A 20,657-nucleotide genomic window follows, 5' to 3' on the forward strand; every position below is an offset into this window, starting at 1 on the left:
GTCTCAGTAGTGGTAGACGGTCTGCGGGTCGGCGTCGGTCTGTTCGATCTTCGCCATCGCGTCGGTGAAGTCGGTCATCGCCACCTCGTCGCGCCCGTCGCGGATGGCGAACATCCCCGCCTCGGTCGTGAGGCTGGCGAGGTCCGCGCCGCTCATCCCCTCGGTCTCCTCGGCGAGGTCTGCGAAGTCGAGCGTCTCCGCGAGGTTCATCTCGCTGGTGTGGATCCGGAGGATGCGCTCGCGGCCCTCGGCGTTCGGCTTCGGCACCTCGATGAGGCGGTCGAAGCGACCGGGGCGGAGGATGGCCCCGTCGAGCATGTCGAAGCGGTTCGTCGCGGCCATGATGCGGATGTCGCCGCGGTCGTCGAAGCCGTCCATCTCCGAGAGCAGTTGCATCATCGTCCGCTGGACCTCGGCGTCGCCGGAGGTCTTCGAGTCGGTCCGCTTCGCGGCCACGGCGTCGATCTCGTCGATGAAGATGACGGCCGGTTCGCGCTCTGCGGCGAGGTCGAACAGGTCACGGACGAGTCGAGAGCCCTCGCCGATGAACTTGCGCACGAGTTCGGAGCCGGCCATCTTGATGAAGGTCGCGTCGGTCTGGTTGGCGACGGCCTTCGCCAGCATCGTCTTCCCGGTGCCCGGCGGCCCGTGGAGCAGGACGCCGGACGGCGGTTCGACGCCCACGGTGTCGAACTTCTCGGGGTTGAGCAGTGGGTCCTCGACTGCCTCGCGGACCTCGCGGATCTGCTCGTCGATGCCGCCGATGTCGTCGTAGGTGACTTCGGGCGACTCGTCGACCTCCATCGCCTGTGCGCGGGCGTCGGTCTCGTCGTCCAGCAACTGCTGGACCGCGAAGGAGTCGTTGACCGCGACGCGGTCGCCCGCGTCGAGTTCGTTCTCCAGTCGCGGGTTGACCTCGGTGAGCACCTCCTGGTTGTTGCCGTGCTGTTTGATGACGACGCCGTCTTCGGTGAGTTCCTCGACGGTGGCGATGTACAGCGAGGACGTCTTGAGCATCTCGTTGCGCCGCTGGAGTTGGTCGACCTCCTCGCGGAGTTCCTGGCGGCGCTCGTTCGCGTCGTCGAGTCGGTCGTCCAACTCGTCGTGTACCTGTACGATGCGTTCGTAGTGCTGTTTGATCGCTGCCAACCGCTCTGCGTCGGACATCTCCGGGTCGAGATCCAAGCGAGGACGGTCCGGAAGCGACGGACTCCGTGACATCAGATGTCCCTCGGTAAGTGGTGGGCGTAAATGTGCCTTTGGGTCGCGGGGACCCACAGGGACACCGCCCGGAGAAGTGACGTCGTTCCGTCGAGCCGAACCCCGAGTCGTCGGGGCGGACCCGGCGCTCAGTTCGGGTCGAGGTCCATCAGGTCGGCCATCTCGTCGAGGTAGTCGCCGTAGGTCGCCAGCGCGTCCTCGATCGGTTCGGGCGAAGTCATGTCCACGCCGGCCGTCTCTAACGTCTCCAGCGGGTACTTCCCGCCGCCGGTCTGGAGTGCCTCGCGGTAGTCGGCGGCCGCCGGTTCACCCTCGTCGAGGATACGCTGGACGATGGACACCGCCGCGCTGATGCCCGTGCTGTACTGGTAGACGTAGTAGTTGTAGTAGAAGTGCGGGATGCGCATCCACTCCTTGGCGATCAGGTCGTCGGTCTCGGCGGGTTCGTAGTAGTCGGCCTTCAGGCCGCCGTAGATCTCGTCGAACGTCGCGGGCGTGAGTGGCTCGCCGTCCTCGGCGCGCTGGTGGATCTGGAGTTCGAAGTCCGCGAACATCGTCTGGCGGTACAGCGTCGACCGGACGCGTTCGAGGTACTCGTCCAGCACGTGCGCGCGGAACTCGGGGTCCTCGACCGTCTCCAGCAGGTGGTGGGTCAGCAGGGTCTCGTTGACCGTGCTGGCGACCTCCGCGACGAAGATGTCGTACTGGTAGTCGATCCACGGCTGTTCCTCGCTGGCCAGCAGCGAGTGCATCGAGTGGCCGAGTTCGTGTGCCAGCGTGAACATCGAGGCGATGTCGTCCTGGTAGTTCATCATGATGAACGGCTGGGTGTCGTAGGTGCCGCCGGAGTACGCCCCGGCGCGCTTGCCGCGATTCTCGTAGACGTCCACCCAGCGGTCCTCCAGGCCCTCGGCGAGTCGCGACTGGTACTCCTCGCCAAGCGGTGCGACCGCCTCGACGATGTGGTCCTTCGCCTCCTCGTAGGACACCTCTGGCCCCTCGTCGCCCGTCAACGACATGTAGAGGTCCCACATCCGGAGTTCGTCGACGTCGAGGGCCTCCCGTTTCAGTTCGGCGTGGCGGTGGAGGCGGTCGAGGTTGTCACGGACCGTCTCCAGCAGGGTGTCGTACACCTCGACCGGGACGTTGGGGCCGTCGAGTGCCGACTCGCGGGCGGTGTCGTAGTTCCGGGCGCGAGCGAGTTTCACGTCGGACTTGATGCTGTTCTTCAGCGTCGTCCCGACCGTGTTGTGGACCGCGTCCCACTCGCCGTGGAACTGCTCGTACACCTCCTTCCGGAACTCGCGGTTCGGGTGCTTCTGGAGTTTCGTGAAGTTGCCCTGGCTGATCTCGACCGCCTCGCCGTCGGGCTTCTCGACGGTCGGGAACGTCAGGTCGGCGTTCGACAGCATGTTGTAGATGTCGCCGGGCGACCCCGTGACCTCGCTCAGGTCGGCGAGCAGTTCCTCGACCTCCGCAGAGCGGGTGTGCGGCTTCATCCGGAGCGTGTCGTCGAAGAAGTGCTCGTACTCCGCGAGCGCCGGTTCCGCCTCGACGAACGCTTCCACGTCGGACTCGTCGAGTTCCTGCAGTTCCGGTTCGACGAAGCTCCCGGCGCTGGACAGTTCCGAGGAGAGCGTCTGTGCGCGACCCGACATCGCCTGGTACTCCTGGTCGCGGGTGTCCTCGTGGCTCCGCATCCGGGCGTACGAGACCACCTGCGATGCTTCACGCGAGACCTCCTCGTAGAGTTCGAGCAGTTCGAGCAGTGTCTCCGCGCTCTCCGTCGTGCGTCCCTCGTAGGCCGCCAGTTCTTCGACGCGTTCGCTGACGCGCTCGAAGGCCGCCTCCCAGTCTTCGTCTGTCGCGTAGATAGAGTCGAGACTCCACTTGTACTGCTGGTCGATCTCTCCGCGTTCGGGAACCGTACTCATGCTAAGAGGGTAGTGTGTCGGCGTGGTAAGAGTTACTTCTTCGGCGGGGGCGTCCGGGTCCGAGACAGCGTCGCTGTCCCTGACATCCGGTGAGTTCGGCCGGGACCGTCGGCGACGCATCTTTGCCGGGTGCCCGCGAAGCCGGTGCATGGACGAGGACACGGATCACGGAGGAGCAACGACAGACGCCCTCGCGGGGGCACTCGGCCGCACGTGGACGGAGGACCGGCCGTGGTCCTTTCTGACGCGACTGACCGCGATCGGCGACCGGATGGGCGGCGGTCCGGGCGAACGCGAGGCGGCCGACCTGGTCGAGACGACGCTCGCCGAGGCGGGCGTCCGCAACCTGACCCAGCAGTCGTTCCCGATGGAACGCTGGGAGCGCGGCGAGGCGAGTCTGGCTCTGCTGGAGCCACACGCCCGGACGTTCGAGACGATCGCGCTTCCGTACTCTCCGGCCGGCGAGGTCGAGGGTGAACTGGTCGACGTGGGCTACGGGATGCCCGAGGAGGTCGACGAGGCGGACGTCGACGGGAAGATCGCGGTCGCGTCGACCAGCACCCCGCCGGGGACGCGGTTCGTCCACCGGATGGAGAAGTTCGGCCACGCGGTCGAGGCGGGCGCGTCGGCGTTCGTCTTCGTCAACCACGTCGAGGGGCAACTCCCGCCGACCGGCGCGCTGAAGTTCGGGTCGGAGGCCTCGGCCCCGGCGGTCGGCGTCAGCAAGGAGACGGGGGCGTGGCTCACCGAGTACGCCGAGCAGGGCGGCACAGTTCGACTGTCGGTCGACGCGAGCACGACGCCCGGCGAGAGTCAGAACGTCCTCGGCGACCTCGGCCCGGACACCGACGAGCACCTGCTCCTCTTGGCCCACTACGACGCCCACGACATCGCGGAGGGCGCACTCGACAACGGCTGTGGTATCGCGGTCGTGACGGCGGCGGCGCGCGTCCTCGCCGAAGCCGACCTGCCGATCCGGGTGCGGGTCGGCGCGGTCGGCTGTGAGGAGATCGGGTTGCTCGGCTCTGAGCATCTGGCGAGTGTGACCGACCTCGACTCCGTACGGGGCGTCGTGAACGTCGACGGCGCGGGCCGGTTCCGCGATCTGGTTGCGATGACGCACCACTCCGAGGCCACGCGTGCGGCCGTCGAGTCGGTCGCGAGCGAGACCCGCCAGCCGATCCACGTCGAACACGAGCCACACCCCTTCAGCGACCAGTGGCCCTTCGTCCGCGCGGGCGTGCCGGCGGTGCAACTCCACAGCGACAGCGGCGAACGCGGCCGTGGCTGGGGCCACACCCACGCCGACACGCGGGACAAGGTGGACGACCGTGACGTCCGGGAACACGCGATGCTGACCGCGCTGGTGGTCCGTGAGGTCGCCGGGCGGGACCTCGGTCGGCTGGATCGGGAGTCGCTCGCCGAGGCCTTTCGTGACGCCGAGTTCGAGCGCGGGATGCAGGCGGCCGATCTGTGGCCCGATAGCTGGGACTGAACTGGGAGCAGTAGGTGAACGACTGGGGTTGTCGCCGAGACAGGCTCGTTGGTCGTGGTTGTGACTGTGATCGTGACCCGCAACCCGCGACAGCACCGCTACTCGATCCGGTGCAACCGGAATATTCGACCGCGACCGCCACAGCACAGTAACTGCGACCGCACCGCAGACAGCACTGCACCGCACCTCGGCCTCCCCAGCCTCGCACAATGTATCCAACCGAGTCCACGTCACACACCGAGCGAGGCACGAATCCCGGCCCCGAGTCCGGAGTCCAGCGAGAGGACGAAGTAGTGGACCGCGGCGAACGCCGCCAGTTCCACCAGCGTCACCACCACCGTCACCGCGTCGGCCCACTTGCTCGACGTGGCGACGCCGATGGGGAGGCCGAACTCCTTCGGCCACGGGTAGAACAGCGCGATGCCGCGCTTCGACCCCATCACGTCCAGCAGGTAGTGCGTGACGACGCCGACCCAGACGAACTCCAGGTTCCCGAAGAAGTACGGGTACGCGAGAAAGACCGCCAGCACCGGGAGGTTGTGGAGGGTCTTCCGGTGTTTCCCGAAGGCGGTGTCCACGTCCGGGAACAGCGCCCCGAGTGTCACCGGAACGATCATCTCGGCGATCTGGACGAACGTCTCCACGTCGCCGCTCGGCTGGAGGATGTACCCCAACCCGATACTCAACAGAATCGCGTTCAGCACGTGCCCTTTCTTGTTCATCGACTGGACACACCTGCACAGCGAGTACGTAAACCGGTTTCTGCCGACGACGCGACACGACAGGTACGTGTCACTCCAGGCGGGACTCGACGGCCGCCAGCAGATCACGCAGTCCCTGCCGGGCGATCTGTTCTTTCACCGCCAGGCGGTCGCCGTCGAACTCGTAGCGGGACACCTCGGCGAACGACTCCCCGGTGCCCCACGCACCGGCGTAGGCGACCCCGACGAAGACGGTGCCGACCGGCTTCTCCGCGCTCCCGCCCGAGGGCCCGGCGATGCCGGTCGTGGAGAGGCCCCACGTCGTCCCCGCGCGGTCCCGGACCCCGCGTGCCATCGCGCGGGCCACCGGTTCCGAGACGGCCCCGTGTTCGTCCAGCGTCTCGCGGGCGACGCCCAGTTGTTCCAGTTTCGCGTCGTAGGAGTAGGTGACGAGCGCCCGGTCGAAGTAGTCCGACGACCCCGGCACGTCGGTCAGGAGGGAGCCGAGCAGTCCGCCGGTACAGGACTCGGCGGTCGCCACGGTCGCGTCTGCGTCCCGGAGTGGCTCGGCGATGCGTTCCTCGACCGGCGGGTCGTCCGCGTAGTCGCGCATGGTTCGTGACTGGTGGGCCGGCGACGTAAATCTCAGTGGGAACGTGCGTGGTGTGAGAGCGAACGTGTGTATCAGTCGGCCGGTGTCGCAGTCGGAGTCCGACCCACCTCGTCGCTCGCGGTGATCGTCCCCCACGCCACGATGGCCATCGAGAGTGTGAGCGACGCCCCCCACAGGGAGGCCGTGAGGAGGAGCGGCGGCGCGACCAGTTCCATGAGAATCGTCGCGGGCAACAGCCACTGGCCGGCGACGAAGCCCCAGACTGCGACCGACCGGAGCGTCCCGGTGAGTGCCGTCCGCTCGATCGCGAACCCGGTCACGACGGCCAGTATCGAGAGCATCCCGAAGTGTGCGTGCGCGCCGACCGACACCGGCGGCAGTCCCGGACCGGCCGGCGAGATGGCGAACACCTGCACCAGCCCCCAGAGCATCTGAATCGTCAGTGCGACGTACCCCGACGCGCGAAGTGTTCGAGACATCTCAGCAGCCGTCACCTCCTGTACGCCCACCGGAGACCTGCGTCCTGCCACCAGCAGCACACGCGACGGTCTCGTCGTGGGTCCGGGTCGTTCGTCCCGCTGTACGATCTCTCTGGACTGTCCGGGTTATGGTAGGAGACTGGCCGTTCCGAGTCGACGTCGTTCGACGCCGTTGCACAGCCAGTACCGGAGACGTTGCGCAGAGACGCCGATAAGTGTTAGCTATACGAAATTATAGTGGCCGGCGTGAGACGATCACCGACGGGGGGCGGCCGCGAGCGACTCTGCTCGGGACCGCGATCTCAGCCGATGGTCTCGAGTTTCCGCCACACGAGTTTCGGGAGGTGGCCGAGTATCTCCGGGAACGTCACGCCGAGTTGGGTCGCCATCTCCCGTGAGTCGTAGTACAGATAACAGGCGTCGACCGTCCCGTCGTCGACCACGAACTTGCCCATCCCTCGGATGTCTACGGACCGGCCGGTCGGCGGGAGACCGTCGAGTGGCCCCTCGTGGGTGCCCGTTATCCGGACTTCTGCCATCGCAATCTCCCCGGCGGTGACGATCTCTTCGACCGTGATCTCCATGTCCGGAAAGGCCGACCGACCCGCTTCGAGATACGCGGCGTAGCTCTCGCGGTCGTGGACTGCTCCACCGTCTACCCCTGGGTTGTGTGCGTCGAGCGACTCCGAGACGACGTCTCGCTTCGAGGCGTCCCCGTTCTCCCAGGCGACGAACTCACGGACGATTCGTTCGGTTCGGGTGTCAGTATCGGTCATGCGTTCGTGTGGTGCGGAGACGGCAGCGAGGGTTTGAACACTCGTCCGATCACACCGGGGTGCAGGAGCGAGGTCGGTGGTCGCTCCATCAGGATGACGCGCAAGAGGCGCTCGGCCAACACCCTGTCGGAGTGAGCTTTTCTCGTCAGTCGAGACAGGTACCAGCCCATGAGGCCGGCGCCTCGTGGCTTGGGACCAGTCGTCTGGGGGAACTGAAAGTCGGCACCGACGGCCATCAGCCACGCGGTGTCGATAACGTGTTCGGCGTCGTCGAAGAACCGGAGGGCGAGGTTGCCGAGACCGTCGTCCGCGAGCGTGTGATGGAGCACGAGGGCGTGGAGCGCGGCGACCGACATCCCCTGCCCGTAGACCGGATTGTAGCTCGCAATCGCGTCGCCGACGACGAGCAACCCGTCGGGGAATCGGTCGAGTCGTTCGTAGTACCGCCGCAGATTCGACGGGAACGGGTAGTACGCGATCTCGTCGGAGAGTATCTCGTGGCGCTCCAGGATCTCCACCAACTCGGTGATCTGGAGTGTCGACGCGAACGCACGGAACTCGTCGGCGTCTCTCGGTGGCTCGTCGCCGTGGACACCGGTGAGGACCATCTGGCGTCGGCCGCCTTCGACCGGCACCGTCCCGCCGCCACGAGTGTACGGCGGGGACGCCGGTGCCCAGAAGGCCCGCCTGTCGTCGCTGTCGCGGTCGACGGTGACGGTGCTGTACGCGAGATCGACGGTGACCTCGGCGACCTCGGGCGGTGTGTAGCCCTGTCGTTCGAGCCATCTCGGTGTCCGACTCGCGCGTCCGGTCGCATCGACGGTCAGATCGGCCGACAGCGTCGTCTCACGCTCCCCCCTGATCTGCACGCCGGTCACCGTCCGTCCGCTGTCGTCGACCCGGTAGTCCGTGACGTGGCAGCCGTCGAGTATCCGCACCCCGTCGAGAGCCGAGACGCGCCGTCGAACGACGTACTCCAGCAAGGGTCGACTGCCGGCGTACAGCGGGATCCGGGTCGGCGGGTGCGCCACGTAGCCGTCCTCGTCGTAAAAGTTGAAATCCGACGCCGCATCGATCACCAACCCACCCGTGGCGACGAACTCGTCACCGAACTCCGGGAACAGGTCGTCGAGTATCGCCCGCCCGCTCCCCTGGAGGAGGTGCGGGTGCTGCGACTGCGGTGCCCCGTCACGAACCACCGGTCCGTCGGGGAGTTCGTTGCGTTCGACGACGGTCACCCGGTCGAACGCGTCGGCGAGGATCCGCGCCGTCAGGAGGCCCGAGACGCTCGCCCCGACGACGACCGCACACTCCCCGACCCGCTCGACGGCCTCGGCACGGTACGCGGGGACACTCTCTAAGCTCATTGTTCACCCAGTACCGAGAACACGTGTGGAGACGGCGATAAGTGTTAGCTATACGAGATTATAGTGGTCGAACTGAGAGACCGGGCGACTGCGGTGTGAGAGTGACCCCACGGCTTCGACACGAACCAGCCCCGAACGGGGCACGAGGCCCCCGTCTCTCAGTCTTCGACCGCGACGATCCGCATCGACTCGTCGACGATCACGCGCAGTCGGTCGCCCGCGTACCGGATCGTGACACCAACCCGGATCGGATCGGTCGAGACGACCTCCTGCTCGTGGTTCGACATCGCCGTGAGCATCTGCACGACCGACTCGAAGTCGTTCGTGACGTAGCCGACGTCGAGTCCCCGCTCCGCGTAGAACGCCACCACTCGGGGGTGCAACACGAGGTTCGGTCCCGGCGGTCCGTGTCCGGTGTTCTTACACGTCGTACAGACCCAGCGTGCCTGGATCTCGTCCCGGCGACCACAGTTCCGACAGATACCGTCCGGGGCGTGCGCCTCACAGACGTGGATCGAGGCCTCGACCGGTCCGGAACAGTCCGGACAGAGCCCACCCATCTGCATCGTGAACTTCCCCACCGCACGCAGGACCGAGGCCGCGAAGATGTCCTCGGGAGACGAGCGCGACAGCCCGGCCGGATCGAACGCGAACTGCATGATCGCGCCGGGCGGCGTCTCGCCGTCCGACGTGAACCGTCCCTCGCACTCGGTACAGACCGTGTACAGCTGCTCGTTCTCGTAGGTGACCGCCAGCGGTCCACCGCAGAGTTGGCAGTCCAGGTCGATCTCGGTCGGTGCGAGCCTGTCGTCGGTGAGACCCCGCCCGGCGATAACCGCGCGGACGAGCCTGTGGCCCGCCTGTTTCAGCCGGTATCCGTCGGCGGTCGATTCCACGAAGTGGCCCTCCAGCTTCTGGAGGTGGTAGCTGAAGTTCCCGGACGTCTCGTACCCGACCTGATCGAGCAACGCCGAAAAGGACAGCACGTTCTCGTCGGCGAACGGTTCGTAGGCTTCCCACAGCGCCAGCAGGATGGCGAGGCGCGTCTCGTCGCCGACTCGCTCGAAGGCGTCGACCGCACCGGGACCGGCCGCACCGACGGCCGATTCGAGCGGTGAGTCGGTCGTGTTCCGGTCGTTCATGGTAGACGGTACCACGCGTCGACGCAAAAGCGGTAGGGCGAGCGCCGGACACACGCCCCGCACGCGGCACGGTTCTCGACACCCGCCACCGACTACACTCTCGACAGCAGGGGACCGCCCGCGTGACACAAGACACAACTCCCACCACACCGAGCGACGGGTATGGACTACGACAGACCCCTGTTCTACCGGGTCATGCGGTACGCGGCGGAGGCGGAGCGTGACACCATCGACATGGTGTCCGGGAGTCCCGACTGGGAGGCCCCCGAGTCGCTCCGGCGCGGCCTCCGGGAGTACGCCGACGGCGACGCCGACTCCTTCCAGTACCCGCCGAGCGCCGGCCTGCGCGAACTCCGGACCGAGATCGCCGAGCGCCGGAACGTCGACCGCCGGCAGGTGATCGTCACCAACGGGACCGGCGAGGCGAACTACCTCGGGATGGCCGCCGCGCTCGACCGCGACCGTGGCGAGGAAGTGATCCTGACCGATCCGGTCTACCCCTACTACCCCGGCAAGACCGACCTGCTCGGCGGGACTGCCTCGTTCGTCCCGACCGAACGCGACGGCCAACTGGACCCGGAGAAGGTCCGCGAGGCCGCGAGCGAGGACACGGGACTCATCGTCGTCAACACACCGAACAACCCGACCGGCGCGGTGTACCCCCGCGAGACGATGGAAGCGCTGGTCGAGGTCGCCGAGGCGAACGACGCGGTCCTGCTGGCCGACGAGGTGTACGACCACTTCGACTTCTCCGGCCGGTTCGAGAGCGCGCTGACCATCGACTCCGACCACCGGATCGTCACCTCCGGCTTCTCGAAGTCGCTGGCGATCACGGGGTTCCGGGTCGGCTACGTCATCCTGCCCGAGGAACTGGTCGACCCCGCCCGGACCCGGCACATGCTCGTCAACGTCGCCACCTCCCGGCCCGCGCAGGCGGCCGTCCTCACCGCCCTACGGGAGACCTCCCCGGAGTACTACGCCGAGGTGCGCGACCTGCTCCGGGATCGGATCGAGACGTTCACCGACGCGCTGGACGCGGCGGGTGCGGAGTACACGACCCCCGAGGGAGCCTTCTACGTCCTCGCGCGCTTCGAGGACTTCCCCGGCACGCTGTCGAACGTCGAGCGCCTGATCGACGAGGCCGGCGTCGCGGGGATGCCCGGCGAGGCGTTCGGTAGCGCCCGCGAGGACTGGTTCCGGTTCGCGCTGGTGACGCCCCGCGCCGAGGAGGCGGCCGACCGACTCGCGGCCTTCTTCGACTGACGCCGCCGCCCGCGTTGCTGCCGTGCTGTTCGACGCGACCGACGAGTACACAAGTCAGCGCGCGGAACGCCCGGTATGGCCGAACTCGACGTAGAGCCGGTGGACGACGCGGACGCCGAGAGCGACGCGGGCGACGGCGCGCCGGCGGAGCACGGACACGGCACAGCGGCAGCGGACGACACGACGGTCGAGGTCGAGGCGACGAGCACCGACGCGACACTCCCGGAGGGCGTGGACGCCCCGGAGTACGTCCTCTACGGCGGGAAAGGCGGCGTCGGCAAGACGACGATGGCCGCCAGCACCGCGCTGGCGAGCGCGGCTGGCGGCGTGCCCACGCTGGTCGTCTCGACCGATCCGGCACACTCGCTGTCGGACACGCTGGCGACCGAGATTCCCGCTCATCCCTCGCGCATCCGTGAGGATATTCCCCTCTTCGCGGCCGAGATCGATCCCGAGGAGGCGATGGAGGAGGGCGTCTTCGGTGCCGACGGCGACCCACTCGGCGGGATGGGTGGCATGGGTGCCGGCGGTGACACGGACGCCAGCGGCGCGGGCGCGGGACCGATGGGCGCGATGGCCGGCGCACTCGGCGACGAGGGGTTCGACCCGACGATGGCCGGGTCGATGCCCGGCGCGGACGAGGCCGCGGCGATGCGCCAACTGCTCGAATATCTCGACGACCCGCGCTTCGACCGCGTGGTCGTCGACACCGCCCCGACCGGCCACACCCTGCGACTGCTCGAACTGCCGGAGATGCTCGACTCGATGATGGGCCGGATGATGAAGCTCCGCCAGCAGTTCTCGGGGATGATGGAGGGCGTGAAGGGGATGTTCGGCGGGGGCGAGAACGCCGACCCCTCGGCCGACCTGGACGAACTCCAGGATCGGATCGAGCGCCTGCGGGCGGTCCTGCGCGACCCGGCACGCACCGACTTCCGGGTCGTGATGGTGCCCGAGGAGATGAGCGTCGTCGAGTCACAGCGACTCATCAAGCGACTGGACGGCTTCGGCATCCCGGTCCAGACGCTGGTCGTCAATCGCGTGATGGAACCCCTGTCGGACGTGGCCGACGTGGACCCCGACTGGCTCGTCTCGGCGAACGTCGAGGAGTGTGAGTTCTGTAGTCGTCGGTGGGACGTCCAGCAGACAGCGCTCCAGCGGGCGATGGACCTGTTCCGGGGTCGGGACGTGAAGCGCGTGCCGCTGCTGGCCGACGAGGTGCGCGGCGAGGAGGCGCTTCGGATCGTGGCGGCTTGTTTACACTAGAATATAAGAGTTTTAATCTGAATCGAAGGACTGGCGTGATAATTTATAGACTTACTTTATACCCGATTTTGGCGACGCTTGGCTCTCTTCTTTTCGAGTTCGTCTAGCGTCTCGGCGTGGAGGGTGTCAGTCGATGTTTCGACGCGCGCTTCAACCGGTGCGAGAACCACGTCTTCATCGGGCCCAATGTCGCTCGGGTCCTCAATCCCAACCTTCGACGCCTCCCGCTGTGTCTTGATATCACTACCTGAGAGGGTTTTGATACCCCTCGACTGCCGTTCTGACGTACTCATCGAGAGTACTTCTTCAGGAGAACTGGATGGCGCGAGGAACGTTGCGTCGAATGTGTTGTACACTTGGAAGAAGTTACCGTCGAACCCTGTTGCACTGTCTTCCTGAATAACGTCGACCTCATCACTAGGGTCGGCTTGTGCGACGAATCGATTAAATGTCGCCCCTTGTTTCACGTCTCTGTCTGAGACCAGTCCATAATCTGAGCCCCAGTTGAAGTAGTGAGTGTAGACATCATCTGCTGAGTCGTCAAAGATTGCTAATAGGTTACCCAGAATCTCGACTGCTGTCATAAATGTTCCATAGTACGGTAGGAGGCCCAATACCTCGTTGGCTATCGCTTCTGCGTGCGTGAAGTCTTCTCCGTCTGTTTTTGGTGTCCCTCCTCCGACGAAGAATTTATTATCTCCGACTGACCAGTATGGAAAGTTTGACCTTGCAGTTGATTGGTTTCCTTGTAGACCTGCATAGGTCTGACTACCATCGTGTGTATAACTGTTAGAGAATACTTCAAAATCAATTTCCCAGTATGGACTATAATTACCTTCGGCAGACGCCGCGTACTGGGTCAGTGCTGTTGCGAGTTCGACATTGCCTCCGCTCGCTCCGCTTGCGGACCCTGTCGTACTGAAATTATTTTCGGGTCCAGCAGTGTATATAACATCTCCACCATAATCACCACTCGTTCCGACCTCAGGGTCAGCTCGAGTAATTACGGGGAGGGTAGTTAGCCCAGCCATCGTTGCACCTGATTTTGATATGAACTTTCTACGGTCCGTATCCAAATATTATATTAGAGGGTAATAAATGCTTTGTTGTAACAAACGTTCCAAATTTCCAAATTTGCTACTCAACACACCCTCCAACAAATCGATCAGAGTTGGAACAGTCACCTTTGACCGTAAGTACAAGCGGATCATCCTCATCGATCCACGACCGACTACCATACTCAATGTCAGCAGCAATACATTCTAGCGACCCGGTATCTTTATTTGCAAGATTCCAAGTATTCCATTGGTGGTCATCAACGCGCGCCGAGATAGCATAAGTTGCCTTCGTATAGTCCCACGTGCATTCGATTATCGTCGATGGAATAAATCGATCTGTCGCTCGGTCCAGTTCGTGTTTTGACCTATGAACTTCATTTTTGTTTTTATCTACGACAATTTCAAATGTGTGCTTATTTTCTTGATCGTAGCTTCGTATTCCAAGCCGTCCTAACTTCGATTTCTGTGAAATCGGTAAAGAAACGCTACATCCAGCCAACGGAATTGTTGCAGATGCTCCAAGTTTTTGGAGTATTGATCGGCGTCTCATACGATGAATCTCTCCCTTGTAGGTATGAATTTTTTGGAGGAGTTCTGTTTCCGTTCATAGTACACTATCTGTCCCCGACCGATTCCGTTTTGCCCCCGAGAGCCGAACCGCCGGGCATGAACCCCACCGACCGCCCGCGCAGGCTCCGCGCAGACGGTGTCCGGTCGCTCGTCAGCGAGACCAGCCTCTCGGCGTCGGACCTGATCGCTCCGGTGTTCGTGGACGCGACGACCGACGAGCGCGTGCCCATCCCCTCGATGCCGGGCCACGAGCGCGTCCCAGTGTCGGAGGCGGTCGCCCGCGTCGAGGAGATTCTCGACACCGGCGTCGAGTCGGTCGTCGTCTTCGGCATCCCCGAGTCGAAAGACAGCGACGGCTCGCGGGCCTACGCCGAGGACGGTGTCGTCCAGCGTGCGATCCGCGACATCTCGGCCGAGACCGACGCCTACGTCATCGCGGACACCTGCTTCTGTGAGTACACCGACCACGGCCACTGCGGGGTCCTCGCGCCGGACGCCCGCGCCGGCGAGGGGCTGACCGTGGACAACGACCCGACGCTCGACCTGCTGGCGAAGACCGCAATCTCGCAGGCCGACGCGGGCGCGGACATGATCGCGCCGAGTAGCATGACCGACGGGATGGTCGGCGCGATCCGGGAGGGGCTGGATTCGGCGGGCCACGAAGATATCCCCATCATGAGCTACGCGGTGAAGTACGAGTCGGCCTTCTACGGCCCGTTCCGCGACGCGGCCGACGGCGCGCCCTCCTTCGGCGACCGGCGACACTACCAGATGGACCCCGCGAACCGCCGGGAAGCGCTCCGGGAGGCCCGACTGGACGTGGAACAGGGTGCGGACGCACTGATGGTCAAGCCGGCCCTGCCCTATCTCGACATCGTGCGCGAGGTGCGCGACAGTTTCGAACACCCGGTGGCGGCGTACAACGTCTCCGGCGAGTACGCGATGCTCCACGCCGCCAGCGAGAAGGGCTGGCTCGATCTGGAGGCGACCGCACTGGAGTCGCTGGTGTCGATCAAGCGCGCCGGAGCCGATCTGATCCTGACGTACTTCGCCGAAAGCGTGGCCGAGCGGTTGTAGAATTTCGGAGCGAGTGCTGTGAGACCGCTCCGGGGGAACGAGAGGCGAGTGCTCGCGTCTGGAGTGAATTCTGTCGAGTGAGTCGTGGATGACGAGGGGTGAAACTCCCACCCGACTCTGTGACCCATCACGCAGTTACTGCCCGTCACCCATCCTGTCGTCGTAGAATCGGAGCCCGGCAGTCGCGGTATTCTCCCCTCGCGGCCCCGACTGCTGTCGATCGAACGACGAGGAGGGCACTCGCTGTCGCTCGGACACTGCTCTGTCGGGTCGCCAGCAGATCGCGTCCAGCGCGGGTTCCGAGCCTGTCGTCGTGTGAGTGAGGAGTGGTGCCTGCGCGTTCACCTCTGAACGTAGCGCGCGCGACTGACGCGCGCGAGGTCTTCCCGAGGGAACCGAACAGGGCGAGACCGAGGGTCTCGCTGGCAGTCGGCGCGGCGCGCCGACGACAGAGCGAGAGCGAAGCTCTCGTCAGCAACCGGCGCGGAGCGCCGGTGACGAAGGCTCCTCAGAGCGTGCCGCTGACGGTGGAGAATCGCGGGCGGTGCCGAGAGCGATTCGAGGCTGGGGAGGGTGAGGTGCGGTCGCGGTGCTGTCTGCGGTGCGGTTTCTCGCGCTACGATAGTCGCGGTCGCGGTGGCGGTCGCAGTCGCGGTTGCGGTGGCTGTGCAGTCACGGTCGCAGTCTGCGGTAGTGTCGCAGTCGCGGGTCACCGCACTCTCACTGTCGCACAGCAGTCGCTCACGAATGTAGTTCGGGGGAAAGGGGGAATGCGGGCGCGTGTGACGCCCACCAGGTGGTCCATCTGCTAGGTACATAAACGTCCGGAAGGCGGAGTGAAAGTGAAAGTGCACGACTGCACCGGGATGAACCGCCTGTCAGACGGTTGTCGGTCGGTCGTCTCACGAGTCGGGGATCGGCCGAATCGACACCTCGTGCTCGGCCAGGTAGCGAGTCACCCGCTCCCGCAGTGGCCCCTCACCGGGCCACGTGACCGACTCCGCCACGTCGAGTCGTGCCGGGTCACCGACGTACACCTCGACCGACTCGGGCGCGGCCGGCACGTCCCCGCCGGTCACCGGCACCGACACCCGAACGTACAACCCCGAGTCGACCCCCTCGTAGGCGTCCATCGCCGCGACAGCGTCGGTCCGGAGGAGTCGCCCGGCGACCTGCCCGCCCGGTGCGAGCGTCGGATACCGCCCCTCGACCGCGTGGAGGCCCTCCAGTACCGCCGGGCCGACGAAGACGTAGGCGTCCACCACCGCCGCGACCTGCGCCGGGTTCGTCAGCGTCCCGTAGACGAACACGTCCATGCTCCGTGGTGGCGTGTCGCGTACTTCCGTGTTGTGGCGTGGTCGCCCGGAGCGCCCGTCCGGTCAGGAGACGAACTTCAGCAGGTCGTCCCGCTTCGCGTCGTGGAAGTGGGTCCGGAGCGCCTCCTTCAGCGGGCCGATGGACCCACGCTTCGCGGAGATGGGCGCGATCGTCTCCTGCCACTGTTGCCACGGGGGGTAGAGGCCGAGTCGGTCACAGAGGTCGTCTAATCGCTCGTCGCGGTCGTCGACCTTGTCCATCTTGTTGACGGCGACGATAGCCGGGACGTCGATGTCGTCGAGGAAGTAGAACATCTCCACGTCGTGTGGCACCTCGTCGGGGCCGGAGTGCCGGTCGATGATGTCGATGACGCTCTTGCCGTCCACGACCAGCACACCCGCGAGGATGTCGTCGGCGTTCGACTCGACGTATCTGACGACGTCCGTCTTGATTTGCTCGCGCTGACTCTCGGGGACGCCCTTCATGAACCCGAAGCCCGGCAGGTCGGTGAACATGAAACTCTCGGGTGCCCAGTCGAAGTGGTTCGGCGACCGGGTGACGCCGGGCTTCCGGCCGGTGGTGAAGTCGTGGCCGGTCAACTCCCGCATCAGTGTGGACTTGCCGACGTTCGAGCGACCGAGGAAGACGACCTCCGCGTCCCTGTCCGGGCGTCCTTCGAACATACCGGCCGTAGACGGCCGGCGTGGATAAACGGCGCGGGACGTGGGTAGCGAAGGAATCACGACAGCCGACTTCCGGCGACCCGCGGGATTCACGACGACTCGGGCCGAGTCGCGAGTATGGACAAGCAGTCGCTCCGCGACCGCATCTGGGACAGCCTCGAAGAGACCGGCGAGGCCAGATTCCCGTTCCCGCCGCACGGGCGCATCCCGAACTTCGCCGACGCGTCGGACGCCGCCGATCGCCTCGCCGCGACCGAGGCGTGGCAGTCGGCCGACGCGATCAAGGCGAATCCCGACGCGCCACAACTCCCCGTGCGCCGGGCCGCGATGCGTGCCGGAAAGACGGTCTACATGGCGGTCCCGCGCCTGCGCGAGGCGGACTGTTTCCTCGAACTCGATCCGGCCGAAGTGGCCGACATCGACCACGCGACCACGGTCGGCGGGTCCAGCGAGGCCGGCGTCCCGGTCGGTCCCGAGGAGATGCCGGAGATCGACCTGATCGTCTCCGGCTCTGTCGCGGTGACCGAGCAGGGTGACCGCATCGGGAAAGGCGAAGGCTACAGCGATCTGGAGTTCGCGGTCCTCCGGGAGTTCGGACTGGTCGGCGACGACACGCCGGTCGCCACGACGGTCCACGAGTTGCAGGTCGTCGACGACGAGTGGGAGTCGAGCGACTACGACGTGCCACTCGATCTGGTCGTGACACCGGAGCGTGTCGTGGAGACCGGTGCTGGTGCTGCTGCCGATGAGTCCGGGTCGGGACGGCAGAAACCGACAGGGATCGACTGGTCGGTGCTGTCGGAGGAGCGACTCGCGGAGATTCCGATCCTAGAGCGACTGCGGGAGTGAGGCTGTCGGAACTCCGAGTGTGAAGCTGTCGAGAGTCGGGAAGTGACGGTCGAGACCCGGAGAGTGGCGGCGTCGGGGCTGGGCAGGGTCGGTCGACGAGAGAGAACGGCAGAAGGACGCGGGCGTGTCGCTCAGTCGTCGGCCGTGACGGGTTCGGCTTCGGCGGCTTCCTTCTCAGCTTCCGCCTCGGCCTTCTCCTCGGCTTCCTTCTTGTTCTTGATCTTCTTCAGGCGGAAGATCTCCTCACGCTCCTGCTCTTCGAGTTTCTGCTCGATGTACTCCTGGTTCTCGTAGAGGTCGGGCAGGAGTTTGAACTCCAGTGCGTTCACGCGGCGCTTCGTGGTCTCGATCTCTTCGAGCATCTTCTTCATCGCCGTCTCGACCTCGGCGGCGAGGATGATCGTCTCCAGCAGTTCCTCGTAGGCGTCTGCGGCCTCGTCGATACGCGCCGAGGAGCCGAGCAGACCGTAGCCGCGCTGGTCGAGACTCTTCTTCACGCGCGAAGACTCGATCTGGGGGACGACGACACCCATGATGTTCTTCGACTGCGTGGTGATCTCGGGGTGTTCCTTCAGGGCGGCGGCCGCACCGCGGACCGCCACGTCGCCCTCCATGGCACGGGCCATGTTGATCTTGCGCTGAGCGCGCTGGTAGTCGTCCGACAGGTCGGAGCGCACGTCCTGTGCCTGGTCGAGGATGTCCATGAACTCCATGATCAGCCCGTCACGCTTCTGTTCGAGCGTGTCGTGGCCCCGCTCGGAGAGTTCGATCCGGTCCTCGATGGCCATGAGGTTCTTTCGGGTGGGTTTGACGTCTTCGGCCATTCGTTGCCGCCACCTTGACGGCGGAGGCTGTTAACCTTTTTCAGTCGATGCGCGCTCGGTTCGGCCGACTGGTCGACGGACACCGTGAACGGACCAGTGTGAGTCTTTCCGTGTGTAGACGGTACTCGAACCGCCGCGCAAGTCGCTGACGGAGGCGGAGCGACACACTGGCGCGGTGGGGTGCAGGGGGCCGCCTCGCGCCACGCATTCAGCACGGCTGCTGGAACTCCTCGCTGTGTGAGGAACTCGACACAACCGTCCGGGGCGAACGGTGGTGCTCGGTCGGTACGAGGACCGTAGTTTCGCGTCGACGGTCGGTCTGTGCGTGGTAAAATCGCCACTCGAATTGAACTGCGCTGGACGTCTCGGGACCGTCGAGGGTACCATGTCCGACGCGACCGCGACCGTCCACGCTCACGAGAGATACGCGCTGCCACTCGCATTCGCCGCCGACGGCGAGCGACTCTACACTGGCGGATTCGACGGAACCGTCTCAGTCTGGGACACTGACGACTGGACGGAGGCTGTGACCGTTCAGGCACACGAACAGAATGTCAACTGTGGGGCCATCACCACCGACGACCGCCTGGTGACTGGGTCGACGGACACGTCACTCCGGGTGTGGTCGTCTGACCTCGCCGACCGCGTGACGTCGCTCGACGGGCACGCGAAGACCGTCGCCGGGGTGGCCAGTCGTCCGTCGACCCCGCTCGTCGCCTCGGCGTCCTACGACACGACCGTTCGTGTGTGGAACCTCGCGAACGACGTGTCGCCACTCGTCTTGGAGGGCCACTCCGGTAACGTGACCGAGGTCGCGTTCGTCGACGAGTCGACGCTCGTCTCCGGTGGCGTCGGCGACGAGTTCGTGGTCTGGTCGCTCGACTCGGGAGCGGAAGTGGCGCGAGTCGACGGCCACGGGCAGGCGGTCTCCGGTCTCGCCGCCCGGGGAGAGACGGAGGTGTGGTCGGTCGGATACAACGGGCGTGTCCGTCGCTGGTCCACCGACGATTGGACCGCGAGTACGACGGTCGAGTTAGCGGGAGCCCAGAAGCCGTCTGGCATCGCCGTCAATCAGCAGACGGGCGACGTTGCAGTAACTCGTGACGGTGGTGTCGTCGTCCTCGACTCGGCCGGCGACTCGCGACAGGTGCACTCCGCGCCCATCAAGGGTATCACCGACCCCCTCTGGTCGAACGACGGGGAGACACTGTACGTCGGCGGCGCAGACGGGAAGATTCGGACGTATCACTGAGAGCGAGAAGGTCTCTCCCGTATCGGTCGCTCGGGGTCTCGCCAGTGGTCCAGACCCGATTCGGGCAGCGTGACGGCCCGGTCAGTTCCCCTGGATCGCGTCGATGACCATCGCGGCGGCGATGACGGGTTCCTTCGGCACGTCGCTCGCGTCGTCGATGGTGATCTCGTAGCGATCCCGCAGCGAGAACTGGCCGTCGATGTTGCCGACGTGGTCGCCGCTGGCGTCGGTGATCTCGTACTTGTGCGGGATCAACTGGCCGAACGGGAGGACGTTCCGGGCGATGGTCGTCGCGGCACCACGGGAGTCGATCTGGGCGATCTTCGCTTCGGTCTCGGCGTCGCGGATCGTCCAGGTGTCCTGCAGGATGGAGTAGTCGTTGTCGAGGATGACGAGGTCCTCGCCGGTCTGGCTGTCGGTCAACACGTAGTTGCCGGCCACGTCGACGATGCCGCCGGCGTTCACCTCGAAGACCTCGGTCCCGTCGGCGTCGACGAAGGGGAACTGCTCTTTCAGCTTGAACATCTTCTGTTTCCCCCGCAGGACGACGTTGCCCGCCTCGTCCATCGCCTTGTACTTGTTCCGGATGAAGCTCTGCTCGACGGTGTAGGCGTCGTCTGTCAGTTCGATGCCCGCGATGTCGTACTTGCTACTCGTATCGCTCATACCACGGCAGTCAGAACGCGGACATTTCAAATTGCCGGAGCGTGACCCGGAGAGAAGTCGTGACTGGACGGGACTGTGGCGCAGAAAAGGGTCGTCGCGAGTGT

At 65.3% G+C, this 20,657-nt stretch carries 19 protein-coding genes; 6 read left to right on the plus strand and 13 right to left on the minus strand.

Going from position 1 to position 20,657, the window contains the following annotated elements; all coding sequences use genetic code 11:
* Positions 1-3: 3 nt before the first annotated feature.
* Both pan2 and pepF read right to left on the minus strand, forming a co-directional pair.
* Positions 4-1,221: a proteasome-activating nucleotidase Pan2 gene (pan2, locus tag LI337_RS08355; RefSeq protein ID WP_227229351.1), complete on the minus strand. Its 1,218-nt coding sequence runs from the start codon at positions 1,219-1,221 to the stop codon at positions 4-6.
* A gap of 128 nt (positions 1,222-1,349) precedes the next feature.
* Positions 1,350-3,155, minus strand: coding sequence for an oligoendopeptidase F (pepF, locus tag LI337_RS08360; RefSeq protein ID WP_227229352.1), 1,806 nt, complete (start codon positions 3,153-3,155; stop codon positions 1,350-1,352).
* Positions 3,156-3,303: 148 nt separating this feature from the next.
* Here pepF and LI337_RS08365 point away from each other — a divergent pair, with 148 nt between their 5' ends.
* On the plus strand, positions 3,304-4,650 hold the full coding sequence (locus tag LI337_RS08365; protein WP_227229353.1) for a M28 family peptidase: 1,347 nt from the start codon (positions 3,304-3,306) through the stop codon (positions 4,648-4,650).
* 230 nt (positions 4,651-4,880) lie between these two features.
* On the opposite strand, the gene LI337_RS08370 is transcribed toward LI337_RS08365, so the two are convergent.
* The 6 genes from LI337_RS08370 to LI337_RS08395 all read right to left on the minus strand — a co-directional run bounded on the left by LI337_RS08370 (position 4,881) and on the right by LI337_RS08395 (position 9,728).
* Entirely contained in the window at positions 4,881-5,372 is a 492-nt protein-coding gene (locus LI337_RS08370) for a metal-dependent hydrolase (protein ID WP_227229354.1), read from the minus strand.
* Positions 5,373-5,442: 70 nt separating this feature from the next.
* Complete coding sequence (locus LI337_RS08375) at positions 5,443-5,964, minus strand: CinA family protein (RefSeq protein ID WP_227229355.1); 522 nt, start codon at positions 5,962-5,964, stop codon at positions 5,443-5,445.
* Positions 5,965-6,035: 71 nt separating this feature from the next.
* Entirely contained in the window at positions 6,036-6,443 is a 408-nt protein-coding gene (locus LI337_RS08380; protein WP_227229356.1) for a DUF8059 family membrane protein, read from the minus strand.
* A gap of 302 nt (positions 6,444-6,745) precedes the next feature.
* Entirely contained in the window at positions 6,746-7,219 is a 474-nt protein-coding gene (locus tag LI337_RS08385; RefSeq protein ID WP_227229357.1) for an ester cyclase, read from the minus strand.
* Positions 7,216-8,586 (minus strand): NAD(P)/FAD-dependent oxidoreductase, encoded by a 1,371-nt coding sequence (locus tag LI337_RS08390; protein WP_227229358.1) that lies wholly within the window; start codon positions 8,584-8,586, stop codon positions 7,216-7,218. Before LI337_RS08390 ends, LI337_RS08385 begins: the two co-directional genes overlap by 4 nt.
* 158 nt (positions 8,587-8,744) lie before the next feature.
* A complete protein-coding gene (locus LI337_RS08395; protein WP_227229359.1) occupies positions 8,745-9,728 on the minus strand; it encodes a winged helix-turn-helix domain-containing protein in 984 nt (327 codons plus the stop codon).
* Between the two features lie 162 nt (positions 9,729-9,890).
* Here LI337_RS08395 and LI337_RS08400 point away from each other — a divergent pair, with 162 nt between their 5' ends.
* Positions 9,891-10,991, plus strand: a complete 1,101-nt coding sequence (locus LI337_RS08400; RefSeq protein WP_227229360.1) for a pyridoxal phosphate-dependent aminotransferase — start codon at positions 9,891-9,893, stop codon at positions 10,989-10,991.
* 75 nt (positions 10,992-11,066) lie between these two features.
* Complete coding sequence (locus LI337_RS08405; protein ID WP_227229361.1) at positions 11,067-12,257, plus strand: ArsA family ATPase; 1,191 nt, start codon at positions 11,067-11,069, stop codon at positions 12,255-12,257.
* Positions 12,258-12,313: 56 nt separating this feature from the next.
* Here the strand turns inward: LI337_RS08405 and LI337_RS08410 are convergent, their stop codons facing one another.
* Entirely contained in the window at positions 12,314-13,288 is a 975-nt protein-coding gene (locus LI337_RS08410; protein ID WP_227229362.1) for a hypothetical protein, read from the minus strand.
* Between the two features lie 693 nt (positions 13,289-13,981).
* On the opposite strand from LI337_RS08410, the gene hemB reads away from it, so the two are divergent.
* Positions 13,982-14,962: a porphobilinogen synthase gene (gene hemB / locus LI337_RS08415; RefSeq protein ID WP_227229363.1), complete on the plus strand. Its 981-nt coding sequence runs from the start codon at positions 13,982-13,984 to the stop codon at positions 14,960-14,962.
* Between the two features lie 902 nt (positions 14,963-15,864).
* On the opposite strand, the gene LI337_RS08420 is transcribed toward hemB, so the two are convergent.
* Together LI337_RS08420 and engB are read right to left on the minus strand one after the other, a co-directional pair.
* Positions 15,865-16,278: a gamma-glutamylcyclotransferase family protein gene (locus LI337_RS08420; protein WP_227229364.1), complete on the minus strand. Its 414-nt coding sequence runs from the start codon at positions 16,276-16,278 to the stop codon at positions 15,865-15,867.
* A gap of 63 nt (positions 16,279-16,341) precedes the next feature.
* A complete protein-coding gene (gene engB, locus LI337_RS08425) occupies positions 16,342-16,962 on the minus strand; it encodes a GTP-binding protein EngB (protein WP_227229365.1) in 621 nt (206 codons plus the stop codon).
* 117 nt (positions 16,963-17,079) lie between these two features.
* Between engB and LI337_RS08430 the strand changes: the two genes are divergently transcribed.
* Complete coding sequence (locus LI337_RS08430) at positions 17,080-17,811, plus strand: 5-formyltetrahydrofolate cyclo-ligase (protein WP_227229366.1); 732 nt, start codon at positions 17,080-17,082, stop codon at positions 17,809-17,811.
* A 131-nt stretch (positions 17,812-17,942) separates the two neighbouring features.
* Here the strand turns inward: LI337_RS08430 and LI337_RS08435 are convergent, their stop codons facing one another.
* Entirely contained in the window at positions 17,943-18,635 is a 693-nt protein-coding gene (locus tag LI337_RS08435) for a V-type ATP synthase subunit D (RefSeq protein WP_227229367.1), read from the minus strand.
* A gap of 385 nt (positions 18,636-19,020) precedes the next feature.
* Between LI337_RS08435 and LI337_RS08440 the strand changes: the two genes are divergently transcribed.
* A complete protein-coding gene (locus LI337_RS08440; protein WP_227229368.1) occupies positions 19,021-19,887 on the plus strand; it encodes a WD40 repeat domain-containing protein in 867 nt (288 codons plus the stop codon).
* Positions 19,888-19,968: 81 nt separating this feature from the next.
* Here LI337_RS08440 and LI337_RS08445 read toward each other — a convergent pair whose 3' ends face one another.
* On the minus strand, positions 19,969-20,553 hold the full coding sequence (locus LI337_RS08445; RefSeq protein WP_227229369.1) for an LURP-one-related/scramblase family protein: 585 nt from the start codon (positions 20,551-20,553) through the stop codon (positions 19,969-19,971).
* Positions 20,554-20,657: the final 104 nt, after the last annotated feature.

It is taken from the genome of Salinirubrum litoreum, from assembly GCF_020567425.1.
Taxonomy (GTDB): domain Archaea; phylum Halobacteriota; class Halobacteria; order Halobacteriales; family Haloferacaceae; genus Salinirubrum; species Salinirubrum litoreum.

What these genes read in the sequence shown, in the direction of transcription:
- LI337_RS08440 (WP_227229368.1), top strand. Translation starts at nt 19,021, where the DNA reads ATGTCCGACGCGACCGCGACCGTCCACGCTCACGAGAGATACGCGCTG.
- LI337_RS08390 (WP_227229358.1), bottom strand. Translation starts at nt 8,586, where the DNA reads ATGAGCTTAGAGAGTGTCCCCGCGTACCGTGCCGAGGCCGTCGAGCGG.
- LI337_RS08365 (WP_227229353.1), top strand. Translation starts at nt 3,304, where the DNA reads ATGGACGAGGACACGGATCACGGAGGAGCAACGACAGACGCCCTCGCG.
- LI337_RS08380 (WP_227229356.1), bottom strand. Translation starts at nt 6,443, where the DNA reads ATGTCTCGAACACTTCGCGCGTCGGGGTACGTCGCACTGACGATTCAG.
- LI337_RS08375 (WP_227229355.1), bottom strand. Translation starts at nt 5,964, where the DNA reads ATGCGCGACTACGCGGACGACCCGCCGGTCGAGGAACGCATCGCCGAG.
- LI337_RS08370 (WP_227229354.1), bottom strand. Translation starts at nt 5,372, where the DNA reads ATGAACAAGAAAGGGCACGTGCTGAACGCGATTCTGTTGAGTATCGGG.
- LI337_RS08445 (WP_227229369.1), bottom strand. Translation starts at nt 20,553, where the DNA reads ATGAGCGATACGAGTAGCAAGTACGACATCGCGGGCATCGAACTGACA.
- LI337_RS08420 (WP_227229364.1), bottom strand. Translation starts at nt 16,278, where the DNA reads ATGGACGTGTTCGTCTACGGGACGCTGACGAACCCGGCGCAGGTCGCG.
- pan2 (WP_227229351.1), bottom strand. Translation starts at nt 1,221, where the DNA reads ATGTCACGGAGTCCGTCGCTTCCGGACCGTCCTCGCTTGGATCTCGAC.
- LI337_RS08410 (WP_227229362.1), bottom strand. Translation starts at nt 13,288, where the DNA reads ATGGCTGGGCTAACTACCCTCCCCGTAATTACTCGAGCTGACCCTGAG.
- LI337_RS08385 (WP_227229357.1), bottom strand. Translation starts at nt 7,219, where the DNA reads ATGACCGATACTGACACCCGAACCGAACGAATCGTCCGTGAGTTCGTC.
- LI337_RS08400 (WP_227229360.1), top strand. Translation starts at nt 9,891, where the DNA reads ATGGACTACGACAGACCCCTGTTCTACCGGGTCATGCGGTACGCGGCG.
- LI337_RS08435 (WP_227229367.1), bottom strand. Translation starts at nt 18,635, where the DNA reads ATGGCCGAAGACGTCAAACCCACCCGAAAGAACCTCATGGCCATCGAG.
- engB (WP_227229365.1), bottom strand. Translation starts at nt 16,962, where the DNA reads ATGTTCGAAGGACGCCCGGACAGGGACGCGGAGGTCGTCTTCCTCGGT.
- LI337_RS08405 (WP_227229361.1), top strand. Translation starts at nt 11,067, where the DNA reads ATGGCCGAACTCGACGTAGAGCCGGTGGACGACGCGGACGCCGAGAGC.
- pepF (WP_227229352.1), bottom strand. Translation starts at nt 3,155, where the DNA reads ATGAGTACGGTTCCCGAACGCGGAGAGATCGACCAGCAGTACAAGTGG.
- LI337_RS08395 (WP_227229359.1), bottom strand. Translation starts at nt 9,728, where the DNA reads ATGAACGACCGGAACACGACCGACTCACCGCTCGAATCGGCCGTCGGT.
- LI337_RS08430 (WP_227229366.1), top strand. Translation starts at nt 17,080, where the DNA reads ATGGACAAGCAGTCGCTCCGCGACCGCATCTGGGACAGCCTCGAAGAG.
- hemB (WP_227229363.1), top strand. Translation starts at nt 13,982, where the DNA reads ATGAACCCCACCGACCGCCCGCGCAGGCTCCGCGCAGACGGTGTCCGG.